This window comes from Nocardioides sp. URHA0020, assembly GCF_000620705.1.
In the GTDB taxonomy this organism is placed as follows: Bacteria; Actinomycetota; Actinomycetes; order Propionibacteriales; family Nocardioidaceae; genus Nocardioides.
In genome coordinates, this window is record NZ_KK211166.1 from 431326 (window position 1) to 452465 (window position 21140).

General features: G+C 71.1%; 22 protein-coding genes. 11 read left to right on the forward strand and 11 right to left on the reverse strand.

The genetic code is table 11. The features are described 5' to 3' along the window. Positions 1–542: 542 nt before the first annotated feature. Together lhgO and N542_RS0106555 are read right to left on the reverse strand one after the other, a co-directional pair. Positions 543–1745, reverse strand: coding sequence for an L-2-hydroxyglutarate oxidase (gene lhgO, locus N542_RS0106550; RefSeq protein WP_028643239.1), 1203 nt, complete (start codon positions 1743–1745; stop codon positions 543–545). Positions 1746–2204: 459 nt separating this feature from the next. Then, the gene (locus tag N542_RS0106555; RefSeq protein ID WP_028643240.1) at positions 2205–3380 is read right to left on the reverse strand and encodes a saccharopine dehydrogenase family protein; all 1176 of its coding nucleotides are present in this window, start codon (positions 3378–3380) and stop codon (positions 2205–2207) included. Positions 3381–3423: 43 nt separating this feature from the next. On the opposite strand from N542_RS0106555, the gene N542_RS0106560 reads away from it, so the two are divergent. Both N542_RS0106560 and N542_RS0106565 read left to right on the forward strand, forming a co-directional pair. Next, the gene (locus N542_RS0106560; protein WP_028643241.1) at positions 3424–3693 is read left to right on the forward strand and encodes a DUF2277 domain-containing protein; all 270 of its coding nucleotides are present in this window, start codon (positions 3424–3426) and stop codon (positions 3691–3693) included. Further along, complete coding sequence (locus N542_RS0106565) at positions 3690–4505, forward strand: NAD-dependent protein deacetylase (RefSeq protein WP_028643242.1); 816 nt, start codon at positions 3690–3692, stop codon at positions 4503–4505. The genes N542_RS0106560 and N542_RS0106565 overlap by 4 nt, the downstream gene beginning before the upstream one ends. A gap of 3 nt (positions 4506–4508) precedes the next feature. Here the strand turns inward: N542_RS0106565 and N542_RS0106570 are convergent, their stop codons facing one another. Further along, the gene (locus N542_RS0106570; RefSeq protein ID WP_155992876.1) at positions 4509–4856 is read right to left on the reverse strand and encodes a hypothetical protein; all 348 of its coding nucleotides are present in this window, start codon (positions 4854–4856) and stop codon (positions 4509–4511) included. 186 nt (positions 4857–5042) lie between these two features. Continuing rightward, positions 5043–5729 (reverse strand): metal-dependent transcriptional regulator, encoded by a 687-nt coding sequence (locus N542_RS0106575; protein WP_028643244.1) that lies wholly within the window; start codon positions 5727–5729, stop codon positions 5043–5045. Between the two features lie 47 nt (positions 5730–5776). Here N542_RS0106575 and N542_RS0106580 point away from each other — a divergent pair, with 47 nt between their 5' ends. From N542_RS0106580 to N542_RS0106595, 4 genes are all read left to right on the forward strand, one after another. Next, the gene (locus N542_RS0106580) at positions 5777–7114 is read left to right on the forward strand and encodes a cryptochrome/photolyase family protein (protein WP_028643245.1); all 1338 of its coding nucleotides are present in this window, start codon (positions 5777–5779) and stop codon (positions 7112–7114) included. Between the two features lie 68 nt (positions 7115–7182). Beyond that, complete coding sequence (locus N542_RS0106585) at positions 7183–8169, forward strand: hypothetical protein (RefSeq protein ID WP_028643246.1); 987 nt, start codon at positions 7183–7185, stop codon at positions 8167–8169. Further along, entirely contained in the window at positions 8162–8863 is a 702-nt protein-coding gene (locus N542_RS0106590; protein ID WP_028643247.1) for a hypothetical protein, read from the forward strand. The genes N542_RS0106585 and N542_RS0106590 overlap by 8 nt, the downstream gene beginning before the upstream one ends. Positions 8864–8889: 26 nt before the next feature. Then, positions 8890–10491 carry a glycoside hydrolase family 13 protein gene (locus tag N542_RS0106595; RefSeq protein WP_028643248.1) on the forward strand — a complete coding sequence of 534 codons (1602 nt, stop codon included), beginning with the start codon at positions 8890–8892 and terminating at the stop codon, positions 10489–10491. Between the two features lie 33 nt (positions 10492–10524). Here the strand turns inward: N542_RS0106595 and N542_RS0106600 are convergent, their stop codons facing one another. The 7 genes from N542_RS0106600 to N542_RS0106630 all read right to left on the reverse strand — a co-directional run bounded on the left by N542_RS0106600 (position 10525) and on the right by N542_RS0106630 (position 16372). Further along, the gene (locus tag N542_RS0106600; RefSeq protein WP_051551456.1) at positions 10525–10977 is read right to left on the reverse strand and encodes a MarR family winged helix-turn-helix transcriptional regulator; all 453 of its coding nucleotides are present in this window, start codon (positions 10975–10977) and stop codon (positions 10525–10527) included. A gap of 17 nt (positions 10978–10994) precedes the next feature. Next, positions 10995–12608, reverse strand: coding sequence for an MDR family MFS transporter (locus tag N542_RS0106605; RefSeq protein WP_028643250.1), 1614 nt, complete (start codon positions 12606–12608; stop codon positions 10995–10997). Between the two features lie 200 nt (positions 12609–12808). Beyond that, positions 12809–13045 (reverse strand): carbon storage regulator CsrA, encoded by a 237-nt coding sequence (csrA, locus tag N542_RS0106610; RefSeq protein WP_028643251.1) that lies wholly within the window; start codon positions 13043–13045, stop codon positions 12809–12811. 73 nt (positions 13046–13118) lie between these two features. After that, positions 13119–13520, reverse strand: coding sequence for a flagellar assembly protein FliW (gene fliW / locus N542_RS0106615; RefSeq protein WP_036506596.1), 402 nt, complete (start codon positions 13518–13520; stop codon positions 13119–13121). 56 nt (positions 13521–13576) lie between these two features. After that, entirely contained in the window at positions 13577–14467 is an 891-nt protein-coding gene (gene flgL / locus N542_RS0106620; RefSeq protein WP_051551457.1) for a flagellar hook-associated protein FlgL, read from the reverse strand. Between the two features lie 11 nt (positions 14468–14478). Further along, positions 14479–15894, reverse strand: a complete 1416-nt coding sequence (gene flgK / locus N542_RS0106625; RefSeq protein WP_028643254.1) for a flagellar hook-associated protein FlgK — start codon at positions 15892–15894, stop codon at positions 14479–14481. Between the two features lies 1 nt (position 15895). After that, positions 15896–16372 (reverse strand): flagellar protein FlgN, encoded by a 477-nt coding sequence (locus N542_RS0106630; protein ID WP_028643255.1) that lies wholly within the window; start codon positions 16370–16372, stop codon positions 15896–15898. A gap of 242 nt (positions 16373–16614) precedes the next feature. Between N542_RS0106630 and N542_RS23705 the strand changes: the two genes are divergently transcribed. The 5 genes from N542_RS23705 (at position 16615) to N542_RS23710 (ending at position 21041) form a co-directional block, all read left to right on the forward strand. Further along, the gene (locus N542_RS23705; RefSeq protein WP_231482473.1) at positions 16615–17463 is read left to right on the forward strand and encodes a sigma-70 family RNA polymerase sigma factor; all 849 of its coding nucleotides are present in this window, start codon (positions 16615–16617) and stop codon (positions 17461–17463) included. Between the two features lie 166 nt (positions 17464–17629). Further along, a complete protein-coding gene (locus N542_RS28255; RefSeq protein ID WP_028643256.1) occupies positions 17630–18820 on the forward strand; it encodes a flagellin N-terminal helical domain-containing protein in 1191 nt (396 codons plus the stop codon). 121 nt (positions 18821–18941) lie between these two features. Beyond that, a complete protein-coding gene (gene fliD / locus N542_RS0106645) occupies positions 18942–20282 on the forward strand; it encodes a flagellar filament capping protein FliD (RefSeq protein WP_028643257.1) in 1341 nt (446 codons plus the stop codon). Positions 20283–20333: 51 nt separating this feature from the next. Next, on the forward strand, positions 20334–20720 hold the full coding sequence (gene fliS / locus N542_RS0106650; RefSeq protein ID WP_028643258.1) for a flagellar export chaperone FliS: 387 nt from the start codon (positions 20334–20336) through the stop codon (positions 20718–20720). A gap of 6 nt (positions 20721–20726) precedes the next feature. Continuing rightward, the gene (locus N542_RS23710) at positions 20727–21041 is read left to right on the forward strand and encodes a hypothetical protein (protein WP_036506599.1); all 315 of its coding nucleotides are present in this window, start codon (positions 20727–20729) and stop codon (positions 21039–21041) included. Positions 21042–21140: the final 99 nt, after the last annotated feature.

Consider the following 21140-nt stretch of genomic DNA (forward strand, 5'->3'; position numbering starts at 1 on the left):
CTCTCCGGAGTGTAGGAGGCCCCACCGACATGCGTCCCGTCGACGGGCCGCAAGGGACTCGCACGGGCATGCGAGGTTCCACGTCGCGTGAACGGCGAGGTTCCCCGACTTCCTAGTGCTTGACACCCGGTCGCGGAGCGGCCGGACGCAATGCAACGCCACGACGCTTGAGCGCTCGCTGAATCGTGCTGGCGTATACCTCGAAAAATTCGCCGATCTCGGTCGTGGTCAGGCCGCTTCGGTAGAGCCGCTGAATCTCGTCGACCTGATCCGCTGTGAGTCGCTGCCTCGTTCGCACCGGCACGCGGACTCCAGCGACCACCGCACGAACTGTTTGACGGTGCATGCCGAACTCCGCGGCCAACGCCTTAACCGTCTCACCGGCCTTATAGCGCCGTGCCAGGTCCGCGTGTAGGGCCTCGGTCGCCGCCGCTCGCCTCTGCCGGGACGTCGTTGAGACGGCTAGCTTCTCCCTACCATGAGGGATCTCCCCTTGGATCAGTTCAAAGTTCGACAGTGCTGCCACGAGGCGCACGCCAGCTTCATCGTCGAGGTGGATCCATCCGGTCCACGACGTACGCCGCGATCGCCAGGCTGGAGGTCGCCGCGGGCGACGGCGCGTTGCGCACGCTGGTGATCCCGTCCTCCTGCTGGATCACGAAGTCGTCGACCAGCGAGCCGTCGCGCTCCACGGCCTGGGCGCGCAGCCCAAGCCGGTTGCGGGTGACGTCGGTGACGCCGATCGCGGGCACGTAGCGGGTGGCCGCCCTCAGGTACGCGCGCGTCGACAGCACGCCCTGGACCTCGGAGAGGCCGGTGCGCCAGTGCTGCCCGGCGAAGCGCCAGAACCCCGGCCACGTCAGGGTGTCGGCCAGGTCGCGCGGCGAGACGGACAGCCGCCCGTAGTCCTGCCGACTGAGGGCGAGGAAGGCGTTGGGACCGACCTCGAGCCCGCCGTCCACCCGGCGTGTGAAGTGGACGCCGAGGAAGGGGTAGCGCGGGTCGGGCACCGGGTAGACCATCCCCCGGACCAGCTCCTGCTTGGCGGGGACGACCGCGAGGTACTCGCCGCGGAACGGCACGATCCGTGGTGACGGGCTGCCGCCGACGAGCCGTCCGAGGCGGTCCGACTGCAGGCCCCCGCAGACCACCAGCCGGTCGACGACCTGGCGGCCGGAGCCGGCGACGACCTGGATCCGGCCCCCGGACCGCTCGACGCCGGTGACCTCGGTCGAGAGCAGGATGCGTCCGCCGGCCTCCTCGATCTCCGCCCCGAGCCGCTGCGCCACCGCGACGTAGTCGGTGATCGCAGTGTGCGGCGAGTGCAGGGCGGCCAGGCCGACGGCGTACGGCTCGAGCTCGGTGATCCCGGCTCCGTCGACGCGGCGCAGCCCGGGGACGCCGTTGTCGCGGGCGGTCCGCTCCAGCGCATCGAAGCGCCCCAGCTCACCTGGGTCGACCGCGACGACCAGCTTGCCGCACTCGACGTACGGCAGCGCGTGCTCGACGCAGTAGTCCCGCATCAGCGCGCGGCCGCGGGCGCACAGCTCGGCCTTGAGGCTGCCCGGCCGGTAGTAGAGGCCCGCGTGCACGACACCCGAGTTGTGACCCGTCTGGTGCGCCGCCAGCCGATCCTCCCGCTCCAGGACGACGACCCGCACGCCGGGACGCCGACGGACGAGCTCGCGGCCGATCGCCAACCCGACGATCCCACCTCCCACGATCCCGACCGTCTCCTCCAGCATGGCCCGATCCTCCCCGACTCCGCCCCGGAGCTGGCTGAGAGCCCGGTGGTTGAGGTGCGAGGCGCGCCAGCGCCGAGCGGTGGGTCCCGGTGGTTGAGGTGCGAGGCGCGCCAGCGCCGAGCCTCGAAACCCCCGCAGCGAAGAAGTGGCAACAGGCGTGGCCTGCGGGTCCGCTCGGCTAGCCCCCGACAGGCCGCTACGCGGGTAGCGCCGCCCTGATCCTGTCTGGCCGGGTGGTTTCGAGGCTCGGGCCTGGCGGCCCTCGCACCTCAACCACCGAGCCGTCAGCTCGGTCATCGTCGTCGTCCTCGGCGCCGACTCCGACCTCCACCACAGCGGACTGCTCTGCCCAAGAGATCACGCCCGAGCCCACGACCCGGCCTACGCCATGGCGAAGCAACCCAACGGCAAGATCACCTTCACCCGACGCCACTAGGCCGAGCTAGCTGGGCATCACGGCTAGCCCAGCACGACCTCGAACCGCATGCCGGCTGCCTGCAGCCGGGCGAGCAATGCGTCCCCCATCGCCTGGGCGGTGGTGACCTGGCCGGCCGTCTGGGGGTTGTCGTCGAGGGCCAGGCACAGGGCGGCCTCGGCCAGCATCTTCGCGGTCTCGTCGTAGCCGGGGTCGCCGCCCGAGACCCGGGTGTGCAGCGTGCGGTCGTCGCCCTCGGCGACGAAGTCGACCTGGAACCACGACTTCGCCCGGCGAGCCTCGTCGGGGCCGTCGCCCTGCTTGACCCGGTCGAGGGCCAGGCGGCGCAGCGGCGGCACCTGCGCCGTCAGGAACATGGCGGCCGCGGCCGCGGCACCGCCGGCGGCGTACCGCAGCGTCTTGGTGCCGGCGTAGTGGGAGTAGCGGAAGTCCGGGCCGTACGACGCGAGCGCCGCGCCGCTGCGCGCGACCACGAGCGGGTCGATCGTCGGCAGCGGGAGCAGCCAGTAGCCGAGGAGCGGATCCTTGTGCGGCTTGCCCTGCACGGCCCGCGACCGACGGCCCTCGGGACGGCCCTCGGCCTGACGGCGCTGCTTCGTGACGGCGCCCGTCTGGCGCACACGGGAGAAGGCCGTCATCGCGGAGTGGAAGGTGCCGCCGGAGAACGTCGCACTGGCGCGGACGACGCCGCGCACGCTCACCGGACCACGGACGTCGAGCTGCTGCAGCGTGTAGAGGACCCCGAGGTCGTGCGGCACGGAGTCGAAGCCCGCGGCGTGGACGATCCGGGCGCCTGTGCGGACGGCGGTCTCGTGGTGGGCGAGGTACATCCGGTCGACGAACTCCGGCTCACCGGTCAGGTCGACGTAGTCGGTGCCGGCGGCCGCACAGGCGGCGACCAGCGGCTCGCCGTACGCCAGGTAGGGCCCGACGGTGGTGATCACGACGCGGGCCCGGGCGGCCACGTCGGCCAGCGAGTCCGGATCGTCGACGTCCGCGTGGAGGAGCGGGAGCTCGGCCAGCGCGGGATCCACGTCGGCGAGGCTGCGGCGAACGTCCTCGAGCTTGGCCCGGTTGCGGCCGGCCAACCCCCAGCGCAAGCCGTCCGGGGCATGCCGCGCGAGGTAGTCGGCGGTCAGCGCGCCGGTGAAGCCGGTGGCGCCGAAGATGACCAGGTCGAGCTCACGAGGATCGGGCATGTGACCCATGTTGACAGGCCTCCGGGCGACGTAGGCTCGGAGCATGTGCCGCAACATCCGCCCGCTGAACAACTTCGAGCCGCCGGCCACCTCCGACGAGGTCTCCGCCGCCGCACTGCAGTACGTGCGCAAGGTCAGCGGCGCGACCAAGCCGTCACAGGCCAACCAGGCGATCTTCGACCAGGCCGTGCGCGAGATCGCGCACATCACCGCGCACCTGCTCGAGGACCTCACCACGACGGCACCGCCCAAGAACCGCGACATCGAGGCCGCGAAGGCACGCGCCCGGGCGGAGCTGAGGTACGCCCGGTGACGCTGTCCTCCCTGGAGGCGGTGGACGCGCTCGCGTTACTGCGCGGGCGCCCGCTGGTCGTGCTGACCGGGGCCGGGGTGTCGACGGACTCGGGCATCCCGGACTACCGCGGACCGGGCGCCGTCACGCGGCTGCCGATGACCTACCAGGAGTTCGTCTCGGGACCGGCGGCGCGACAGCGGTACTGGGCGCGCAGCCACCTCGGCTGGGGCCGGATGCGCCGCGCGGAGCCCAACGCGGGGCACCAGGCGCTGGCCCGGCTGGGTCCGGAGCTCCTCATCACCCAGAACGTCGACGGGCTGCACGAGCAGGTCGGCACCCCCCGTCTCGTGGCGCTGCACGGGCGGATCGCCGACGTCGTCTGCCTGGACTGCCGTACGACGTCCCCGCGCGCGGCGCTCCACCGGCGGCTGGCCGAGCTCAACCCCGGCTTCGCCGAGCAGCACGCGGCGGTGGCCTCACGCCCGGACGGCGACGTCGACCTCCAGGAGACCGCCGACTTCGTCGTGCCGGCGTGCCCGGAGTGCGACGGCGTGCTCAAGCCCGACGTCGTGTTCTTCGGCGAGAACGTCCCCGCGCCCCGGGTCGCCCGGTGCTACGAGGCGGTCGACGCCCTGGTGGACGTCGACGGCGCGCTGCTCGTGGCGGGTTCCAGCCTGACCGTGATGTCGGGGCTGCGGTTCGTACGCCGCGCCGCGAAGTCCGGGACTCCGGTCGTGATCGTCAACCGGGGAGAGACGCGGGGCGACCCGTTGGCGGCGTACCGGATCGATGCCGGGTGCAGCGAGTTCCTGACGACGCTCGCCGGCTGAGGATCAGGAGGCGCGGCCGCGCAGCTGGCCGAGGAGGTCCACCAGCTCGTGCAGCGACAGGTCGTGCACCTCCGGGTCGAGTCCCTCGACCCGCTCGACCGCGAGGTCCTCGGGGAGGCGGGCACCGACGGTCAGGGTGTAGATGGTGTCGTCGATCTCGAACTCGATGCCACCGACCTGGGCGGCGTAGAAGTCACCTGAGGCGGTCTCGAGCACGACGGACTCCCGCGGCTCGAGGCCGCGGGTCAGCTGCGTCAGGGAATGACCGATCACGAGGGTGCGCTCCCCGCGCACACTCACCGTCGAGTCAAGTACAACGATCTCCATCATGACCTTCCCACTGCCCAGCATGGCAGGCCCCCGTGTCGCCGCATCCATGCCGCGCCGATCGGAAAACTATCCTTTGGCGACCCACGGGTAACCCACAAGTCGGACAATTCTCGTCCACAAACCGCTGACGAGACGTGATCTGCCCCACACTGCGCCCTGCTGGTGGCGGCGGGATGAACCGGAGACGGCTCCGAGGTGACGAGCGCCTCAGAGGCGGCGTACGAAGATGTGGTCTGCGGCCTCGGGGACGATCTCCGCGGTCTCGCCACCGGAGCCGACGAGCACCCCGGCCTCGGTCGTCACGACCGTGACGGTCTTGTCCGGCAGCGCGCCGACCCGGCGCATCGCACTCATCAGGATCTCGTCCTTCTGCATCTCCTCGGAGATGCGGCGCACCAGCACCCGCCCCTCCGTCGGGCTGGCCGCCCGCGACAGCGGCTCCACGCCCTCCATGAAGCTCTCGCCGACCTCGAGCTCACCGAGCTCGTCGAGGCCCGGGATCGGGTTGCCGTACGGCGACTCCGTCGGGTGGTCGAGCAGCTTGAGCAGCCGCCGCTCCACGGTCTCGGACATCACGTGCTCCCAGCGGCAGGCCTCCTCGTGCACGAGCTCCCACTCGAGCCCGATCACGTCGATCAGCAGCCGCTCGGCGAGGCGGTGCTTGCGCATCACCCGGGTCGCGAGCCGCATGCCCTCGTCGGTCAGCTGGAGGTGCCGGTCGCCCTCGACGGTCAGCAGCCCGTCGCGCTCCATCCGGGCCACGGTCTGCGAGACGGTCGGGCCGCTCTGGTGCAGCCGCTCGGCGATCCGCGCACGCAACGGGACGATGCCCTCCTCGACCAGCTCGTAGATGGTCCGGAGGTACATCTCGGTGGTGTCGATCAGGTCGCTCACGCGGACCATTCTGTCGCATCCACCTAGTGCCTGGCAGGCTGGCGTCGATGGCATCCATCATGTGGTTCCGCCGAGACCTCCGGCTCGCGGACAATCCAGCCCTGGCCGCGGCGGCCGCCGACGGGCCGGTGGTGCCGCTCTTCGTCCTGGACCCAGCCCTCTGGGGGCCGGCCGGGCCGAGCCGTCGGCACTACCTCGCCGCGTCGCTGCGGTCCCTCGACGCGAGCCTGCGCGGCCTCGGCGGTCGGCTGAGCCTGGCCCAGGGCGACCCCGCGCAGCAGGTGCTGGCCGCCGCTCAGGAGGTCGGCGCCGATCAGGTGCACATCGCCGCGGACGTCGGTCCCTACGGCCGGGAGCGCGACGCCGCCGTCGAGCGGACGCTCGCCGAGCACGGGATCGAGCTGGTGCGCACCGGCTCGCCGTACGCCGTGACCCCGGGGCGGGTGACCACGGGGGCGGGCGAGCCCTACAAGGTCTTCACGCCCTACCACCGGGCCTGGGCCGAGCACGGTTGGCGCGGGCCGATCGACGCCCCGAGAGGCGTGGACTGGGCCGAGCTGGCCGAGAGCGTCGCGATCCCCGAGGTGACGCTGCCCGACGGGCTGACGCTCCCGGAGGCCGGCGAGGACGCCGCCCGCCGGCGCTGGCACGACTTCCTCGACCAGGTGGCGGCGTACGGCGCGGAGCGCGACCGGCCCGGCGTCGAGGGCACGTCGCGGATGTCGGTGCACCTGAAGTGGGGCGAGATCCACCCGCGCACGCTGCTGGCCGACCTGGCATCGCTGCGCAGCGACGGCGCCGCGACGTACCGCAAGGAGCTCGCCTGGCGGGAGTTCTACGCCGACGTCCTCGCGGCGCGCCCCGAGACGGCCCGGGAGTACCTGCGACCCGAGTACGCCCGGATGCGGTACGACGAGCCGGGTGACCAGCTGACCGCCTGGCAGGAGGGCCGCACCGGCTACCCGGTGGTCGACGCCGGCCTGCGCCAGATGCGCGCGACCGGCTGGATGCACAACCGGGTCCGGATGATCGTCGCCAGCTTCCTGGTCAAGGACCTGCACCTGGAGTGGCAGCACGGCGCCCGGCACTTCATGACCTGGCTCGTCGACGCCGACCTCGCCTCCAACCAGCACGGGTGGCAGTGGGCGGCGGGCTGCGGCACCGACGCGGCGCCGTACTTCCGGGTCTTCAACCCGACCGGCCAGAGCCGCAAGTTCGACCCGCAGGCGGCGTACATCCGGCGATGGGTCCCCGAGCTCGCCGACGTCGCCGACCCGCACGAGCCCTCCGCCGACGACCGCGACCTCGTCGGCTACCCGATGCCGATCGTCGACCACGCGGCCGAGCGCCGCGAGGCGCTGGACAGGTGGGAGGAGATCCGCTGACTTAGGTCGGGGGTCGTCGCCGACCTGGGGCGGTTCCGGGGCTCGTCGCGCCCCCCTAGCGTCCAAGGGTGCGCACCGCCTGGCTCCCGGCTCTCGGGCTCTTCGTCCTGGCCCCGGTCTGCGCCGAGTACCTCTGGGGCTACGACGACAGCACCGGCCACCCGGGCACGCTCCTCGGCAACCTCGTCGTCTTCTCCCCGCTGTACGGCGCTCCCGCGCTGCTGATCCGCGAGCGGGCTCGGCGACGCGGGCTGGGGTGGCCGGGCATCCTGCTGCTCGCGGCAGCGTTCGGCGTCGTGGAGGCGGCCATCGTGGACCAGTCGATGTGGAGCACCGGCTACCGCGACATCCCGTACTGGGAGGAGATGTCGGTCCCGACGTACCTCTCCCCGATCGGGCTGAGCCTCTACCTCGCGCTCTCCTTCGTGGGCGGCCACGTCATCTTGAGCATCGGCTCGCCGATCGCCCTGGTCGAGACGCTGGCACCCCGGCGCCGTCACGACCGCTGGCTCGGGCCGGTCATGACGTGGGTGGTCGCCGCCCTGTACGCCGCGGCGTGCGCGCTGGTGCTCGCGGATGCCCACGCCACCGGCGAGGCCAGCGCCACCTGGGGCCAGCTGCTGGCCTCGGGCGTCGCGGCCGTCGGGCTCGTCGTCGCTGCGCACGTCGTCGGCCGCCGGCCGGCGCTGATCGTGCCGGGCCCGGTCCCCCGACCGGCCCTCGTCGGGGCTGCTGCGCTCGTGGCGATGATCGGCTGGGTCGCGATCCCGCCGACCCGGATCGGCACGGCCCTGGTGGCGCTGCTCGCCGTGGGCGCGGTGACGCTCGTCCTGCGGTGGTCGCGCCGGGGCGACTGGGGCCAGCGCCACGTGCTCGCCCTCGCGAGCGGCGCGCTCGTCGCTGCGGGGTGCTTCGCCTTCCTCACGACGCCGATCGGCGACGTCGGCGACGCGCAGAAGTACGGCCACAACATCGTGCTGCTCCTCGTGGTCGCGCTGCTCAGCGCCTGGGCGGCCCACCGCGCGCGACCCGGGTACCGTCGGGCCCGTGCCTGACCTGCTCGTGCCCCGCCGCTTCTGCGGCCCCCCGTCGTCGGGCAACGGCGGCTACACCGCCGGCGCGCTCGGCACCCGCGTCGACGCGGCGACCGTCTCGGTGTCGCTGCTGGCCCCACCGCCGCTGGACACCCCGATGGGCGTCGACGTCTCCGGCGGCAAGACTGTCGCGAGCGTCGACGGCAGGCCCATCGCCCGCGCCGAGACCGGCGACCTCGACGGACCGACGGTGGACAGCGTCCCGGTCGACGAGGCGCGAGCCGCCGAGGCGTCGTACGCCGGCCTCACCGCCCACCCCTTCCCGACCTGCTTCGTGTGCGGCACCGGCCGCGACGACGGGCTGCGGATCTTCCCCGGCCCGGTGGCCGACCAGGACGGGCGACCGCGGGTGGCCGGCACGTGGACGCCCGACGAGACGGTCGCCGACGACCTGCTCGCCGTCACCTGGTCGGCCCTCGACTGCACCGGTGGCTGGGCCGGCGGTCTGGCCGAGCGCACGATGGTGCTCGCCCGGATGACCGCCCGGGTCGACGCGCTCCCCCGCGTCGGCGACGAGCACGTCGTGGTGGGGCTGGGACGCCGTACCGAGGGTCGCAAGACCTTCACCGCCGCCGCCCTCCACGACGCCAGCGGTCGCCTGCTCGGGCGCGCGGAGCACCTCTGGATCGCAGTGGACCCCGCTGCCTTCGCCTGACCGATGCGCTGCCTAGGATGGAAACCATGGGCTTGACCGATAAAGACAGCGGCCACGAGTGGTGGCGGCACGCCGTCACCTACCAGATCTACCCCCGCAGCTTCGCCGACGCCAGCGGCGACGGCGTCGGCGACATGCTAGGCATCACCACGCGCCTGCCGTACCTGCGCGACCTCGGCGTGGACGCGATCTGGCTGTCGCCGTTCTACACCTCTCCCCAGCACGACCACGGGTACGACGTCGCGAACTACTGCGACGTCGACCCGCTCTTCGGCACGCTGGGCGACGCCGACGCGATGATCTCCAAGGCGCACGCGCTGGGGCTCAAGGTGATCGTCGACCTGGTCCCCAACCACAGCTCCACCGAGCACGTGTGGTTCCAGGCCGCCCTGGCCGCCGGTCCGGGCAGCCCCGAGCGGGCCCGCTACATCTTCCGCGACAGCCCCGAGGGCGCCCCCGAGGGGACACCGCCGAACAACTGGCACTCCGTCTTCGGTGGCCTCGCGTGGACCCAGGTGCCCGACGGCCAGTGGTACCTCCACCTCTTCGACTCCAGCCAGCCCGACTTCGACTGGCGCAACCCCGAGGTCGGCGACATGTTCGTCGATGTGCTGCGCTTCTGGCTCGACCGGGGCGCGGACGGGTTCCGGGTCGACGTGGCCCACGGCCTCTTCAAGGAGGAGAGCCTCCGCGACCAGGTCGTCGAGGAGGGCGAGACCCCGGACAGCGGGGCGCAGACCGACACCTCGATGGTCGAGCGCACGCTGCGCGACGAGCCGATGTGGGACCAGCCCGAGGTGCACGACGTCTACCGGCGCTGGCACCAGGTGCTGGCCGAGTACGACGGCGACCGGATGTTCGTGGCCGAGGCCTGGACGCAGACGCCGGAGTCGATGGCGCGCTACGTCCGGCCCGGCGAGTTCAGCCAGGCGTTCAACTTCGCGTGGCTGCTGGCCTCGTGGTCGGCGGCCGAGTTCAGCGACGTCATCACCGGCACGATGGACGCCCTGCGCCCGGTCGACGGCTCCCCCACGTGGGTGCTGAGCAACCACGACGTCGTCCGCCACGTCACCCGGTACGGCGGCGGAGCGGTCGGCCTGGCCCGCGCCAAGGCGGCCACCATGACGATGCTGGCCCTGCCCGGCTCGGCGTACGTCTACCAGGGCGAGGAGCTCGGCCTGCCCGAGGTCGAGGTCGCCGACGAGTTCCGCACCGACCCGCTCTTCATCCGCACCGGACAGGGCGGCCGCGACGGCTGCCGGGTGCCGATCCCGTGGAGCGGCACGGCAGCGCCGTACGGCTTCGGACCGGGCAGTGGCCAGCCGTGGATCCCGCAGCCCGACGACTGGGCCGACCTCACGGTCGAGGCCGAGGAGGCCGACCAGGAGTCGACCCTCGCGTTCTACCGGGCAGCGCTCGCGGCGCGCCGTACGTTCGCGACGACGGCGGGCGACGACGTCGAGATCCTCGACGCCGGCTCCGACGTGCTGTCCTTCCGGCGGGGCCCGGTGACCGTGGTCCTCAACTGCGGCACCGACCCGGTCGCCCTGCCCGACGGCGAGGTGTTCCTGGCAAGCGGCCCCGTCGACGGCAAGCTGCCCGCCGACACCGCCGTCTGGCTGCGCTGACGGGCTGCACCGACCGGTGGCCCGGACCAGAGGTCAGGCGTCGAGCGCGGCGTTGTAGCTGGCGAGCATCCGGACGAACTCCGACAGGTCCTGGTCGGGCCAGTCGCCGAGCCGCTCGTCCAGCCAGCGCCGCCGGTCGTGCTTCACCTCGGTGATCCGCTCGGCCGCGGCGGCGCTGATCGAGATCAGCGTCGCCCGGCCGTCGTCGGGGTCCGGGGTGCGGTCGACCAGGCCGAGGTCCAGCAGGTGCTGGACCTGGCGGCTGATCGCACCCTTGTCGATGCCGAGCGACTCGACCATCGCCGACGAGCGCTGCGCGCCGTGCTGGGTGAGCCAGGTGAGCATCAGGTACGACGAGGACTGCAGCTCGGGGTGCACGGCCCGGGCCCGCTCGCCGATGACCCGCCGGATCCGGCGGATCATCACCCCGACCTCCTGCTCGAGGCCGCCCAACAGGTCGGCGCGCGACGTGCTCGTCTCCGTCATGGCGCTCATTGTGGCGCTCACTTGCTCGGGACGGCGTGGTGCAGCTCGGCCGCGACCTCGGGGGACGCCTCCGCCTGCTCCTCGATGTTGGAGGTGCGCAGCGGCACCTCCTTGATGAAGAGGACGCAGACCAGGGCGACGAGCGCGAACGGCACCGCGACCAGGAAGATCTCGCCGAAGGCCTGACCGAAGGCGTGCTCGAAGACCTCACGCACCGGGGCCGGCAGCGTGGCGAGGTCCGGGACGGAGTGGCTCTCGGTGCCGGAGCCGTCGATGCCGATCGCGGCCAGGCCGCTGGTGACCTTGTCGGCGACCTGGGCGCTCAGCAGCGCACCCAGCGCGGAGATGCCGATGGAGCCACCCATGGACCGGAAGAACGCGACGACCGCGCTGGCCGAGCCCATGTCGGACATCTTCACGTTGTTCTGCACCGACAGCACGAGGTTCTGCATGGTCGCGCCCAGGCCGATGCCCAGGATCGCCATGAAGCCGCCGACGGCGACCAGGCTGGTGGTGTCGTCGATCGTCGAGAGCAGCGCCAGGCCGATGACGACCAGGACCATGCCGCCCACCAGGAAACGCTTCCACCGGCCGCTGTCGCTGATGATCCGGCCGCTGATGACGCTGGAGATCGAGAGACCACCGACCATCGCGATCGACATCAGACCGGCGTGCGTCGGGCTCATCCCGCGCGCCACCTGGAAGTACTGGCTCAGGTAGACCGTGGAGCCGAACATCGCGACGCCGATCATCACCGACGCCGTCGTGGCGAGCGAGATGGTGCGGTCCTTGAAGAGGTAGACGGGGATGATCGGCTCGATGGCGACCTTGGCCTCGACGTACACCGCGACGGCCAGGATCAGCACGCCCCCGACGACCATCACCGCGGTCGTCGTCGATGCCCAGGCGAAGTTGTTGCCGGCGAGCGAGACCCAGATCAGGAGGGTCGAGATGCCGGCGACGATCAGGGTGGCGCCCAGGTAGTCGATGTGCACCGGGCGCTTGACGACCGGCAGGTGCAGGGTCTTCTGCAGCAGGAAGAAGGCGATCACGGCGAAGGGCAGGCCGATGAAGAAGCAGCCGCGCCAGCCGAGCGCCGAGTCCACGACGACGCCGCCGATGAGGGGGCCGCCGACGGTGGCGAGGGCGAAGGTCGCGCCGAGGTAGCCGGAGTAGCGTCCGCGCTCGCGCGGCGACACCATCGTCGCGATGACGACCTGGACCAGCGCCGTCAGACCGCCGACACCCAGGCCCTGGACGACGCGCGCGCCGATCAGCACCTCCATGCTCGGCGCGAACGCCGCGACCAGCGACCCAGCGGTGTAGATCACCAGGGCGGTCTGCACCAGCAGCTTCTTGCTGAACAGGTCGGCGAGCTTGCCCCAGATCGGCGTGCTGGCGGTCATCGCGAGCATCGTCGCGACGACGATCCAGGTGTAGCCGGTCTGGCTGCCGTGCAGGTCACTGACGATGCGGGGCAGGGCGTTCGAGACGACGGTGCTCGAGAGCATCGCGACGAACATGGCCAGCAGCAGGCCGCTGAGGGCCTCCAGGATCTGACGGTGGGTCATCTGCACGGCCTGCTCGGCCGGAGCAGCAGGTACGGCGGGGACGGGTGACGCCTGGGACACGGAAGCTCGATTCACGTTCGATATAAGGTTGCCGTCGGCAACTATATTCCGGAATCGTTGCAGACGACAACCAAATCGACGTGTGGCCCGGGGCACAGCAGCGGGGTAGTCCCTGACGCTTGCGGGGTCTTCCGGCGCAGATCACCCCCGAAACGTCAGGGACTACCCCAGCGGTGTGGCGACCGAGACCAGGACGAGGGTCACTCGCGCTCGCGGCCGAGGGCCTGCGAGAGCTGGGCGACCAGGTCGTCGCTGGGAGACGCCGCATTGCGGTTGCTCTCCTCGAGCTGCGCGAGCAGCTCGGCGCGGTGGACCTTCAGGGACCGGGGTGCGTCGATGCCGATCCGCACCACGTCACCACGGACCTCGAGCACCGTGACAGTGATGTCGTCCCCGAGAACGATGCTCTCGCCCGCCCGGCGACTCAGAACCAGCATGGACACACCGTACCCGCCGCAGCTCATGCGGCGTCGGCAACGACCCGATCGTGGTCAGATCGCTGCACGACGGTCACCCGAGCAGGGGCGCCGCCACCGAGAGACCGGGCTCGTCGAGCACGACCTGGCCCGCCCGCAGGTTGAGCGGGTTGAAGAGCACCGGCGCGGCGAGGTTCGCGGTCGTGTCGTGGAGACCCCGGCCGGCGTTGAGGACCACCAACACGAGCACGTCCGAGGCCGACTCGATGCCGAGCGCGGCGATGACGTCCTCGCCCACCTCCGCGACATAGTCGGGGAAGAACGCGTCGGGCGGGACGACCAGGAAGCGCAGTCCGTCCTCGTCGAGCGAGACGAGGCTGCACAGGTCGCTGGCGCCGTCGAGCTGCACGAGCGCGAAGCCGCGGTGCTCGGGGAAGCCCAGCATCGGGAGCACCATGTCGATCACGGGGATCTCGATCGGGTCGGTCTCGGCCACGGTGCCTCCGTCAGCTCGGTCAGGGGCAACCATCATGTCAAGGGCCTGGGTCGCCGTCATCGCAGGAAGTCCAGGAGGCTCGACTGCAGCGCCTTGGCGGTCGCCCCGAGGGCTGCCTGGTAGGCCACCTGGGTCAGCCCCAGGTCGACCGTGGCCTTGGCCAGGTCGACGTTCTCGACGCTCGAGAGCGCGTTCGAGAGGGTGAGGGTGGCGTCGGTCGCCACGCTGCGGGCGTTCTCGACCCGCACGGTGCGCGCGCCGATGTCGGCCTGGGCGTTGGACACCCGGTCCGAGTCGGCCTTGAGCTTGCCGATGGCGCCCTGGATCGCGACGGAGTCGCCGCCCTTCAGCGCGATCGACAGGTCGTCGAGGTGCTTGAAGACCGAGTCGCCCTCGGGTCCGAAGGCGGCCGGGCCCTCCACGTCGATGCGGATCCGGGCGCCGTCGGCGACCGTCCGTACGACGCCGGAGGCGGTGCCGATCGCGTCCGGGTCCGCCAGTGTGCCGTCGGGCAGGTAGGCCTGTGCGCCGGAGGTGATGCCACCGAAGATCGGCCGGTCGAGGTACTTGGCGTTCGCCGTCGTGATCAGGCCGTCCCGGATCTGGTCGACCTCGGTGGCGAGGGCGTCGAGAGCCTTCTGGCCGAGCGCGCCGGAGTTGGCTCCCTGGAGGGCGATGTCGCGCGCGCGGCTGATCTGGGTGGTGGCCTCCTGCAGGGTGGAGTCGCTCTGGTCGAGCCAGCCGACCGCGTCGTCCGCGTTGCGCACGTACTGCTTCTGCGCCGCCAGGGACGAGCGGATCCGCATCGCGCTGGTCGCACCCGTCGGGTCGTCCGAGGGACGGTTGATCAGCCGACCCGTCGTCAGCTGCTCCTGCGCCTTGGCCACCCGCGACATCGCGGTCTGCATGCCGCTGAAGGACTGGCGGCTCAGCATGTTCTGGGTCATCCGGACGAGAGTCATCGGCCGACCAGCCCCGTGCGGTTGATCAGGGTGTCGAGCATCTCGTCGACGGTCGTCATGACCCGCGCCGCGGCCTCGTAGGAGCGCTGTGCCATGACCATGTTGACGGTCTCCTCGTCGATGCTGACGCCGGTCTGCTGCTCGCGGGCCGCGTCGACCTGCGAGGTCATCGCGACCTGGTTGTCGGCGAGACGCTGGATCGAGGCGACCGCGCTGCCGAAGCCGTTGACCAGGCGCTGGTAGCCGTCCTGGATCTTGATCGAGTCGGCGAGCTTGCCCGCGTTGCCGGTGTCGTTGTTGCCCACACCGGGGACGGTGCTGGCGACCGCCGACACCGCGATCGCGGAGGTGGAGCCCACCACGACCTTCAGGGTGCCGGCCCGGTCGGGGTCGGTGTAGTCGAAGAACTTGCCGCCGGCGCCCCCGTTCACGTCGTACCCGTCGTCGTGCGCGTCGTTGAACGCGTCGGCGAACTGCTTGACCAGGGCGTTGAGGCCGTCGGCGTAGCCCGGCAGCACGACGTCGATCAGGTCGACGCTCGCGGCGAGGTCACCGGTCGGCGGGGCCACCGTGGGGGCGGTGACGCCGTCCGGCTGGAGCAGGGTGAAGGTGACCGGGCTGCCGTCGGCGGCGCCGGCCGGCGTGATGCCGGTCGCGATCTGCAGCGTCGAGGCACTGCGGCCGGTGACGAGCGACTCGCCGTTGAGCTTCATGTCCATGCCACCGTCGGGGCGCGCCGTCGCGGTCGCACCGGTCAGCTCGGAGAGCCGCAGCGCGAGCTGGTCGCGGGTGTCCATGAGCGTGGCCGTGTCGCTGCCGTTGCCGCTCGAGGTCGAGATCGTCAGGTTGGTGTCGGCCAGCTGCTTGGCGACGTCGTTGACCTCCTGGACGGTGGAGAGCACCCGGGCGCGCTGGTCGCCCGTCTCGTCCTGGAGGTTGCGCGCCTGGATGTTGAAGGCGTCGGCGACGACGTGGGCGTTCGCGAGCACCTGGCTGCGGGCAGCGTCGCTGCTCGGCGCGTTGTTGAGGTCGTCGAGGCTCTTCTGGAAGGTGTCGACGGCCTTCGCGACCCCGGTCTCGGAGGGCTCGGCGATGCCGGTCTCGACGCGCCCCATGGCGGCGGCCTTGAGGTCGAGGTAGGTCTGGCGACCGTGCTCGCGGCGGACCCGCGCATCCAGGAGCGGGTCGATCATCCGCTGGACGCCGGAGGACTGGACACCGCTGCCGATCTCGTTCGAGCGCGACCACACGGCAGGCGCGGTGGCCGCACCGACGGTCTCGCCGACGACGCGGCGGCGTACGTAGCCGTCCGTCGAGGAGTTGGCGATGTTCGTGCTCGCGATGTCGAGTGCGGACTGCTGGTAGCGCAGCGCCGACAAGGCGGTGTTGATCGAGGAGAACGCCCCGGCCATGTCACAAGCTCCAATCTAGAACTGCGCTGCGCGCGTCGCCGCGGGCGACGGAGCCGGCGGCTGTGTACGTCGCGGCGCTCTGGTCGATGCCCAGCAAGGTGTCCTGGGTGGCCCGCAGCCCGGCGACGATGAGCGCGCGGTTGGTCTGTGCGACCCGGGCGATCTCGTCGGTGAGCGCGAGGAAGGTGTCGCGGTGCTCGGTCAGGATGGAGTGCCACGGCTCGACGGCGGCGTCGATGAGCTGGCCGAGGGAGGCGTTGGGGGCGAGCCCGACCGCCTCGGCCGCCTCGTCGGCGGCCACGGCCCGGAGGACCTCCATGTCACGCAGCGCGGCCGAGGCCGCATCCACGTCGTTCGCGGCGTTGGTCAGCCAGCGGGTACGACCCGTCGACATCACCATGGCCTCCAGCTCGAGGCGGTAGAGCAAGGCCTCGAGGAGCTCGCGCTCTCGCCAGAGGACCCAGGTCAGCTTCTCCACGTCACTCCCAGAATGCGTCGTGATGGTCCAGACCAGCCGCACGGTTCGGCGGTGGCGTCAGGGGGCCCATCGGCACGCTCGACGGCGATGCTGAGAGAAAGCGGCCCAGAGATCGTCGCCGAGCGGGCGATTTCCGGCCTAAACCCATTTGTGATCAGGGTCACAGTGTCGCGGAGGTAAAAAGATCAAGTTTTCTGCCAGATATGCGGACGGGCCAATCTTTGAAATGCACAATATCGATCGTGACTCATTACAGCGACGTCCCGCCGGGCTCCGAGGCGTTGATCGTTGTGCACGTACCCCTGGTCGGACACATCGTCCGCGAGACGATGGCCAGGGTTCCGTCGCACGTCGATCGCGACGACCTCGGCTCGGCCGGCCTTGCCGCACTCGTGCAGGCAGCCCACTCCTACGACCCCGACCGCGGCGTGCCGTTCAACCGGTACGCCAGCACGCGCATCCGCGGCGCCATTCTCGACGAGCTGCGCAGCATCGACTGGGCCTCGCGCTCCGTACGACGCCGCGCCCGCGAGCTGGACTCCACCCGGTCGCACCTCGCCACCCTGCTGGGCCGGACGCCCACGACCGCCGAGATCGCCCAGGCCTCCGGGATGAGCACCGACGAGATCGCTGCCAACGTGGATGACGTCGCCCGGGCCCAGGTCCTCTCGCTGCACGCCTCGGAGGACGACTCGATCGGCGACAGCCTGGCCAGCAGCAGCCCGACCCCGGAAGCCGTCCTGGAGCACCGTGAGCGCCTCACCTATATGACGGAGGCGATCGCCGAGCTCCCCGAGCGGCTGCGCCACGTCGTGGAGCAGTACTTCCTCGCGGAGCGACCGATGGCGGAGATCGCGGCCACGCTCGGCGTGACGGAGTCGCGGGTCTCCCAGCTGCGGGCCGAGGCGCTCGTGCTCCTGCGCGACGCCCTCAACAGTGCCCTCGAGCCGGACCTCGTCCCCGAGGCCGCCCGCCCCGGCGGTGCCGCGGCCCGGCGTCGCGACGCCTACTTCGCCGCCGTCGCCGCCCGGCACGCCGGCGGCGGCGTGCGTACCCAGGCGCGCGACCAGGTGCAGGTGAACAGCGCCTGACCGCAGACGCCCGACCGGTAGCCCACCCACGCCTGAGGGGATCGCCGCAGAAGTTTCCGAGATTTCTGCGCCGATCCCCTCAGGCGTTCTGGCGCCCGGCCGATTCAACCGTCGCAGGAGCCCACGGACGGGCTCCCTTTGACTCGAATCCAGGAAGGGAATCATCATGAGTCTCCGTATCAACCAGAACATCGACGCCCTCAACTCGTACCGCAACCTGTCGGTCACGCAGGGTCAGATGAGCAAGTCCCTCGAGAAGCTGTCCAGCGGCTACCGCATCAACCGTGCGGCGGACGACGCTGCCGGTCTGGCCATCTCCGAGGGCCTGCGTTCGCAGGTCGGCGGCCTCAAGGTTGCCGTCCGCAACACGCAGGACGGCGTTTCGGTCGTGCAGACCGCTGAAGGTGCACTCACGGAGACCCACTCCATCCTGCAGCGCATGCGCGACCTGTCGGTCCAGGCCGCCAACGACGGTGGTCTGAACGACGACGCCAAGGGCAACATCCAGTCCGAGCTGACCCAGCTCAACAGCGAGCTGGACCGGATCGCCAGCACCACCAAGTTCAACGGCACCAGCCTGCTGGACGGTTCCTACAACGGCACCTTCCAGGTCGGCGCTGACTCCGGTCAGACCATCAGCGTCGCCATCGGCTCCGCCGGCAAGGGCATGGACGCTGGCGGCCTCGGTGTCGCCGGTGTCGACGTCACGAAGATCGCAGCCAACGGCGCCACCGGCGCCCGCACCACCGAGCCGGACGCGTCGACGGCGGCTGTCATCACCGTCACCGCTGCCAACTCGGGCGACTTCAGCGACACCACCGGTGTCCTCGACGGCTCGCTCACCTCTGGTGGCAAGACGCTCGACCTGGGCACCCTCAAGAAGGCCGACACCACCAAGGGCTGGGACGACACGGCGAACGCCGCTGTCATCACCTCGGCGCTGGACAAGACCTTCGGCACGGGCAAGATCACGGCCGCGGTCGGCACCACCGACGTCGTCTTCACCGGCTCCGTCCCCGGCGGCACCGGCAGCACGGCGGACATCGCCTCGGCCGACGTCACCTTCAGCGCCCTCTCGGGTGCTTCGGGTGCGATCGACAAGATCGACGCCGCGATCAAGACCGTCTCGACCACCCGCGCCAACCTCGGTGCGCTGCAGAACCGGTTCGAGCACACGGTCAACAACCTCAACGTCGCGGTGGAGAACCTGTCCGCGTCGGAGAGCCGCATCCGCGACACCGACATGGCCTCGGAGATGATGAACTTCACCCGCAGCCAGATCCTGTCGCAGGCCGGTACGGCCATGCTGGCGCAGGCCAACCAGGCGCCCCAGGGCGTCCTGTCCCTGCTCCGCTGATCTCGTTGGCGGGTCGGTCGTCGACTGGCCCGCCGACGAATCCACTACTCCGGGAGGGCGCAACCCGCCCTCCCGGAGCACGGGTCCTCGTGGCCCCCCATTCTCTTTCCAGGAGGTTCTCGTGGCCGGCGCCAGCAGCATCAGCGGCCTGTCCAGCGGTCTCAACACCGCCGACATCGTCGACCAGCTCATGCAGCTGGAGGCGGTGTCGCAGACGCGCCTCCAGACCCAGCAGAACTCCGAGAAGTCCGTCCAGACCGCGCTCCGCGCGCTGAACACCAACACCTCCGTCCTCGCCAGCAAGGCCGAGGCACTGGGCAAGCCCGCGACCTGGCAGACGCTGAAGGCCACGGTGACCGGCACCGGCGTCACCGCCGCGGCGACCTCGTCGGCGAGCGCCTCGTCCTTCTCCGTCACCGTCGACCGGCTGGCCAAGACCCACCAGGTCGCTCTCACCGACACGGCTGCCCTCACCGACGTGGTGGCCGGCTCCTCGATCAAGCTGACGACGAACGACGGCACGGTGCACGCCATCAGCACCGGCGGCGGCACGCTCAAGGAGGTGGCGGCGGCGATCAACGCCAAGTCCACCGAGACCGGCGTCTCCGCGACCACGGTCAAGGTCGCGGACGGCAGCTACCGCCTGCTCACCGAGTCGACCGCCACCGGCGCCAAGACGTCCTTCACCCTGACCAAGGGTGACGGCACCGCGCTGCTCGGCGGATCGACCGTCCGGGCCGGCGAGGACGCACAGATCAGCCTCGGCGTCGGCATCACCGCGACCTCCTCGACCAACACCTTCGCCGACATCACTCCGGGCGTCACCCTGACGCTCGCCGCCTCGGCCACCATCGGCTCCGCCGTCTCGGTCAAGGTCGCCCAGGACCCGAGCAGCGTCTCGTCCTCGGTGAGCGACCTCGTCGACCAGGTCAACCAGCTCCTGACGACCATCGACTCCCAGACAGCCACCAAGTCCGACACCGCTGCGGCGGGGGTCCTGGTCGGCGACCCGACCGCCCGGACGCTGCGCAACCAGCTGCTCGAGACCGTCTTCGGCGGCACCGGCTCGATGTCGGCCCTGGGCATCCAGACCGACCGGTACGGCAAGCTCGTCTTCAACGCGGACACGTTCAAGACGGCGTACGCCGCCGACCCGGCGGCCGTGGCCGCGAAGTTCACCGCCGGCGCCACCCCGGCAGCCGATGGCTGGGCCGCCCGCGTCGCCCGCGTGACCAAGGCGGCGTCCAACTCGACGACCGGCACGATCACCTCGGCGATCAACGGCCACACCAGCTCGATCACCACCCTGGGCAAGGGCATCACCGACTGGGACGACCGGCTGGCGCTTCGCCGCGAGTCGCTCGAGCGGCAGTACACCGCGCTCGAGACCGCCCTGTCGTCGCTCCAGAGCCAGAGCTCCTGGCTGTCGAGCCAGATCGCCAGCCTGCCGACGTACTCCTGATCTCGCAGCGCCGCTCGTCCGCCCCTCATCGTGACCATGGAAGGAAGACCGATGACGATCCACAACCCGCGCGACACCTATCTCGCCGCCTCCGTCTCGACCGCCACCCCCTCGCAGCTGCTCGTCATGCTGTACGGGCGGCTGGTCCTCGACGTCCAGCGTGCGACCGACGCCCTGCGTCGAGGTGAGCCCAGCCAGGCCCACGAGCCGCTGCTGCACGCGCAGGAGATCGTCCTCGAGCTCAACGCCAGCCTGGACGTGAAGTCGTGGGACGGCGGAGCCGGTCTGGCCTCCCTCTACGACTACCTCCACCACGAGCTGGTCAAGGCCAACATGGCCAAGGACCTCAAGGTCGCCGAGTTCTGCCTCCACGTCGTCACCGTCCTGCGCGACACCTGGACCGACGCCGCGGGCTCGCTGCTGGCGAAGACTGCCTGAGCAGGGATGTACGGCGACCGGCACCACCTGCACTGGGCCACCGCGCTCGACCGGCTCGAGCTCGAGGTGATCCTCGCCGAGCGTCGGCTCGAGGACCCGAGCCGCCCGGCGCCCGAGGCGTGGGACGAGCCGCTGCTCGAGGGACCGATCCCCGCCGACCTGCGCGAGCGGGCCCTGGCCCTGCGCGAGCGTCAGCAGCGCGTGCGCGTCGAGCTGACCACGATGCTGGGCACGATCGGGCGCCAGCACGACTTCGCCACCCGCGTCGACCGGGCCACCCGCGTCGCCGGGACGGCTGTGTTCCTCGACGTCACTGCCTGAGGCAGACGCTCCGAGGAACTCAGGGACCTTTTCCCTCCCGATCTCCTCAAGACCGACGGCAAACCGCCGATCACTCTCGCGAGCACGGACGCTCCACCC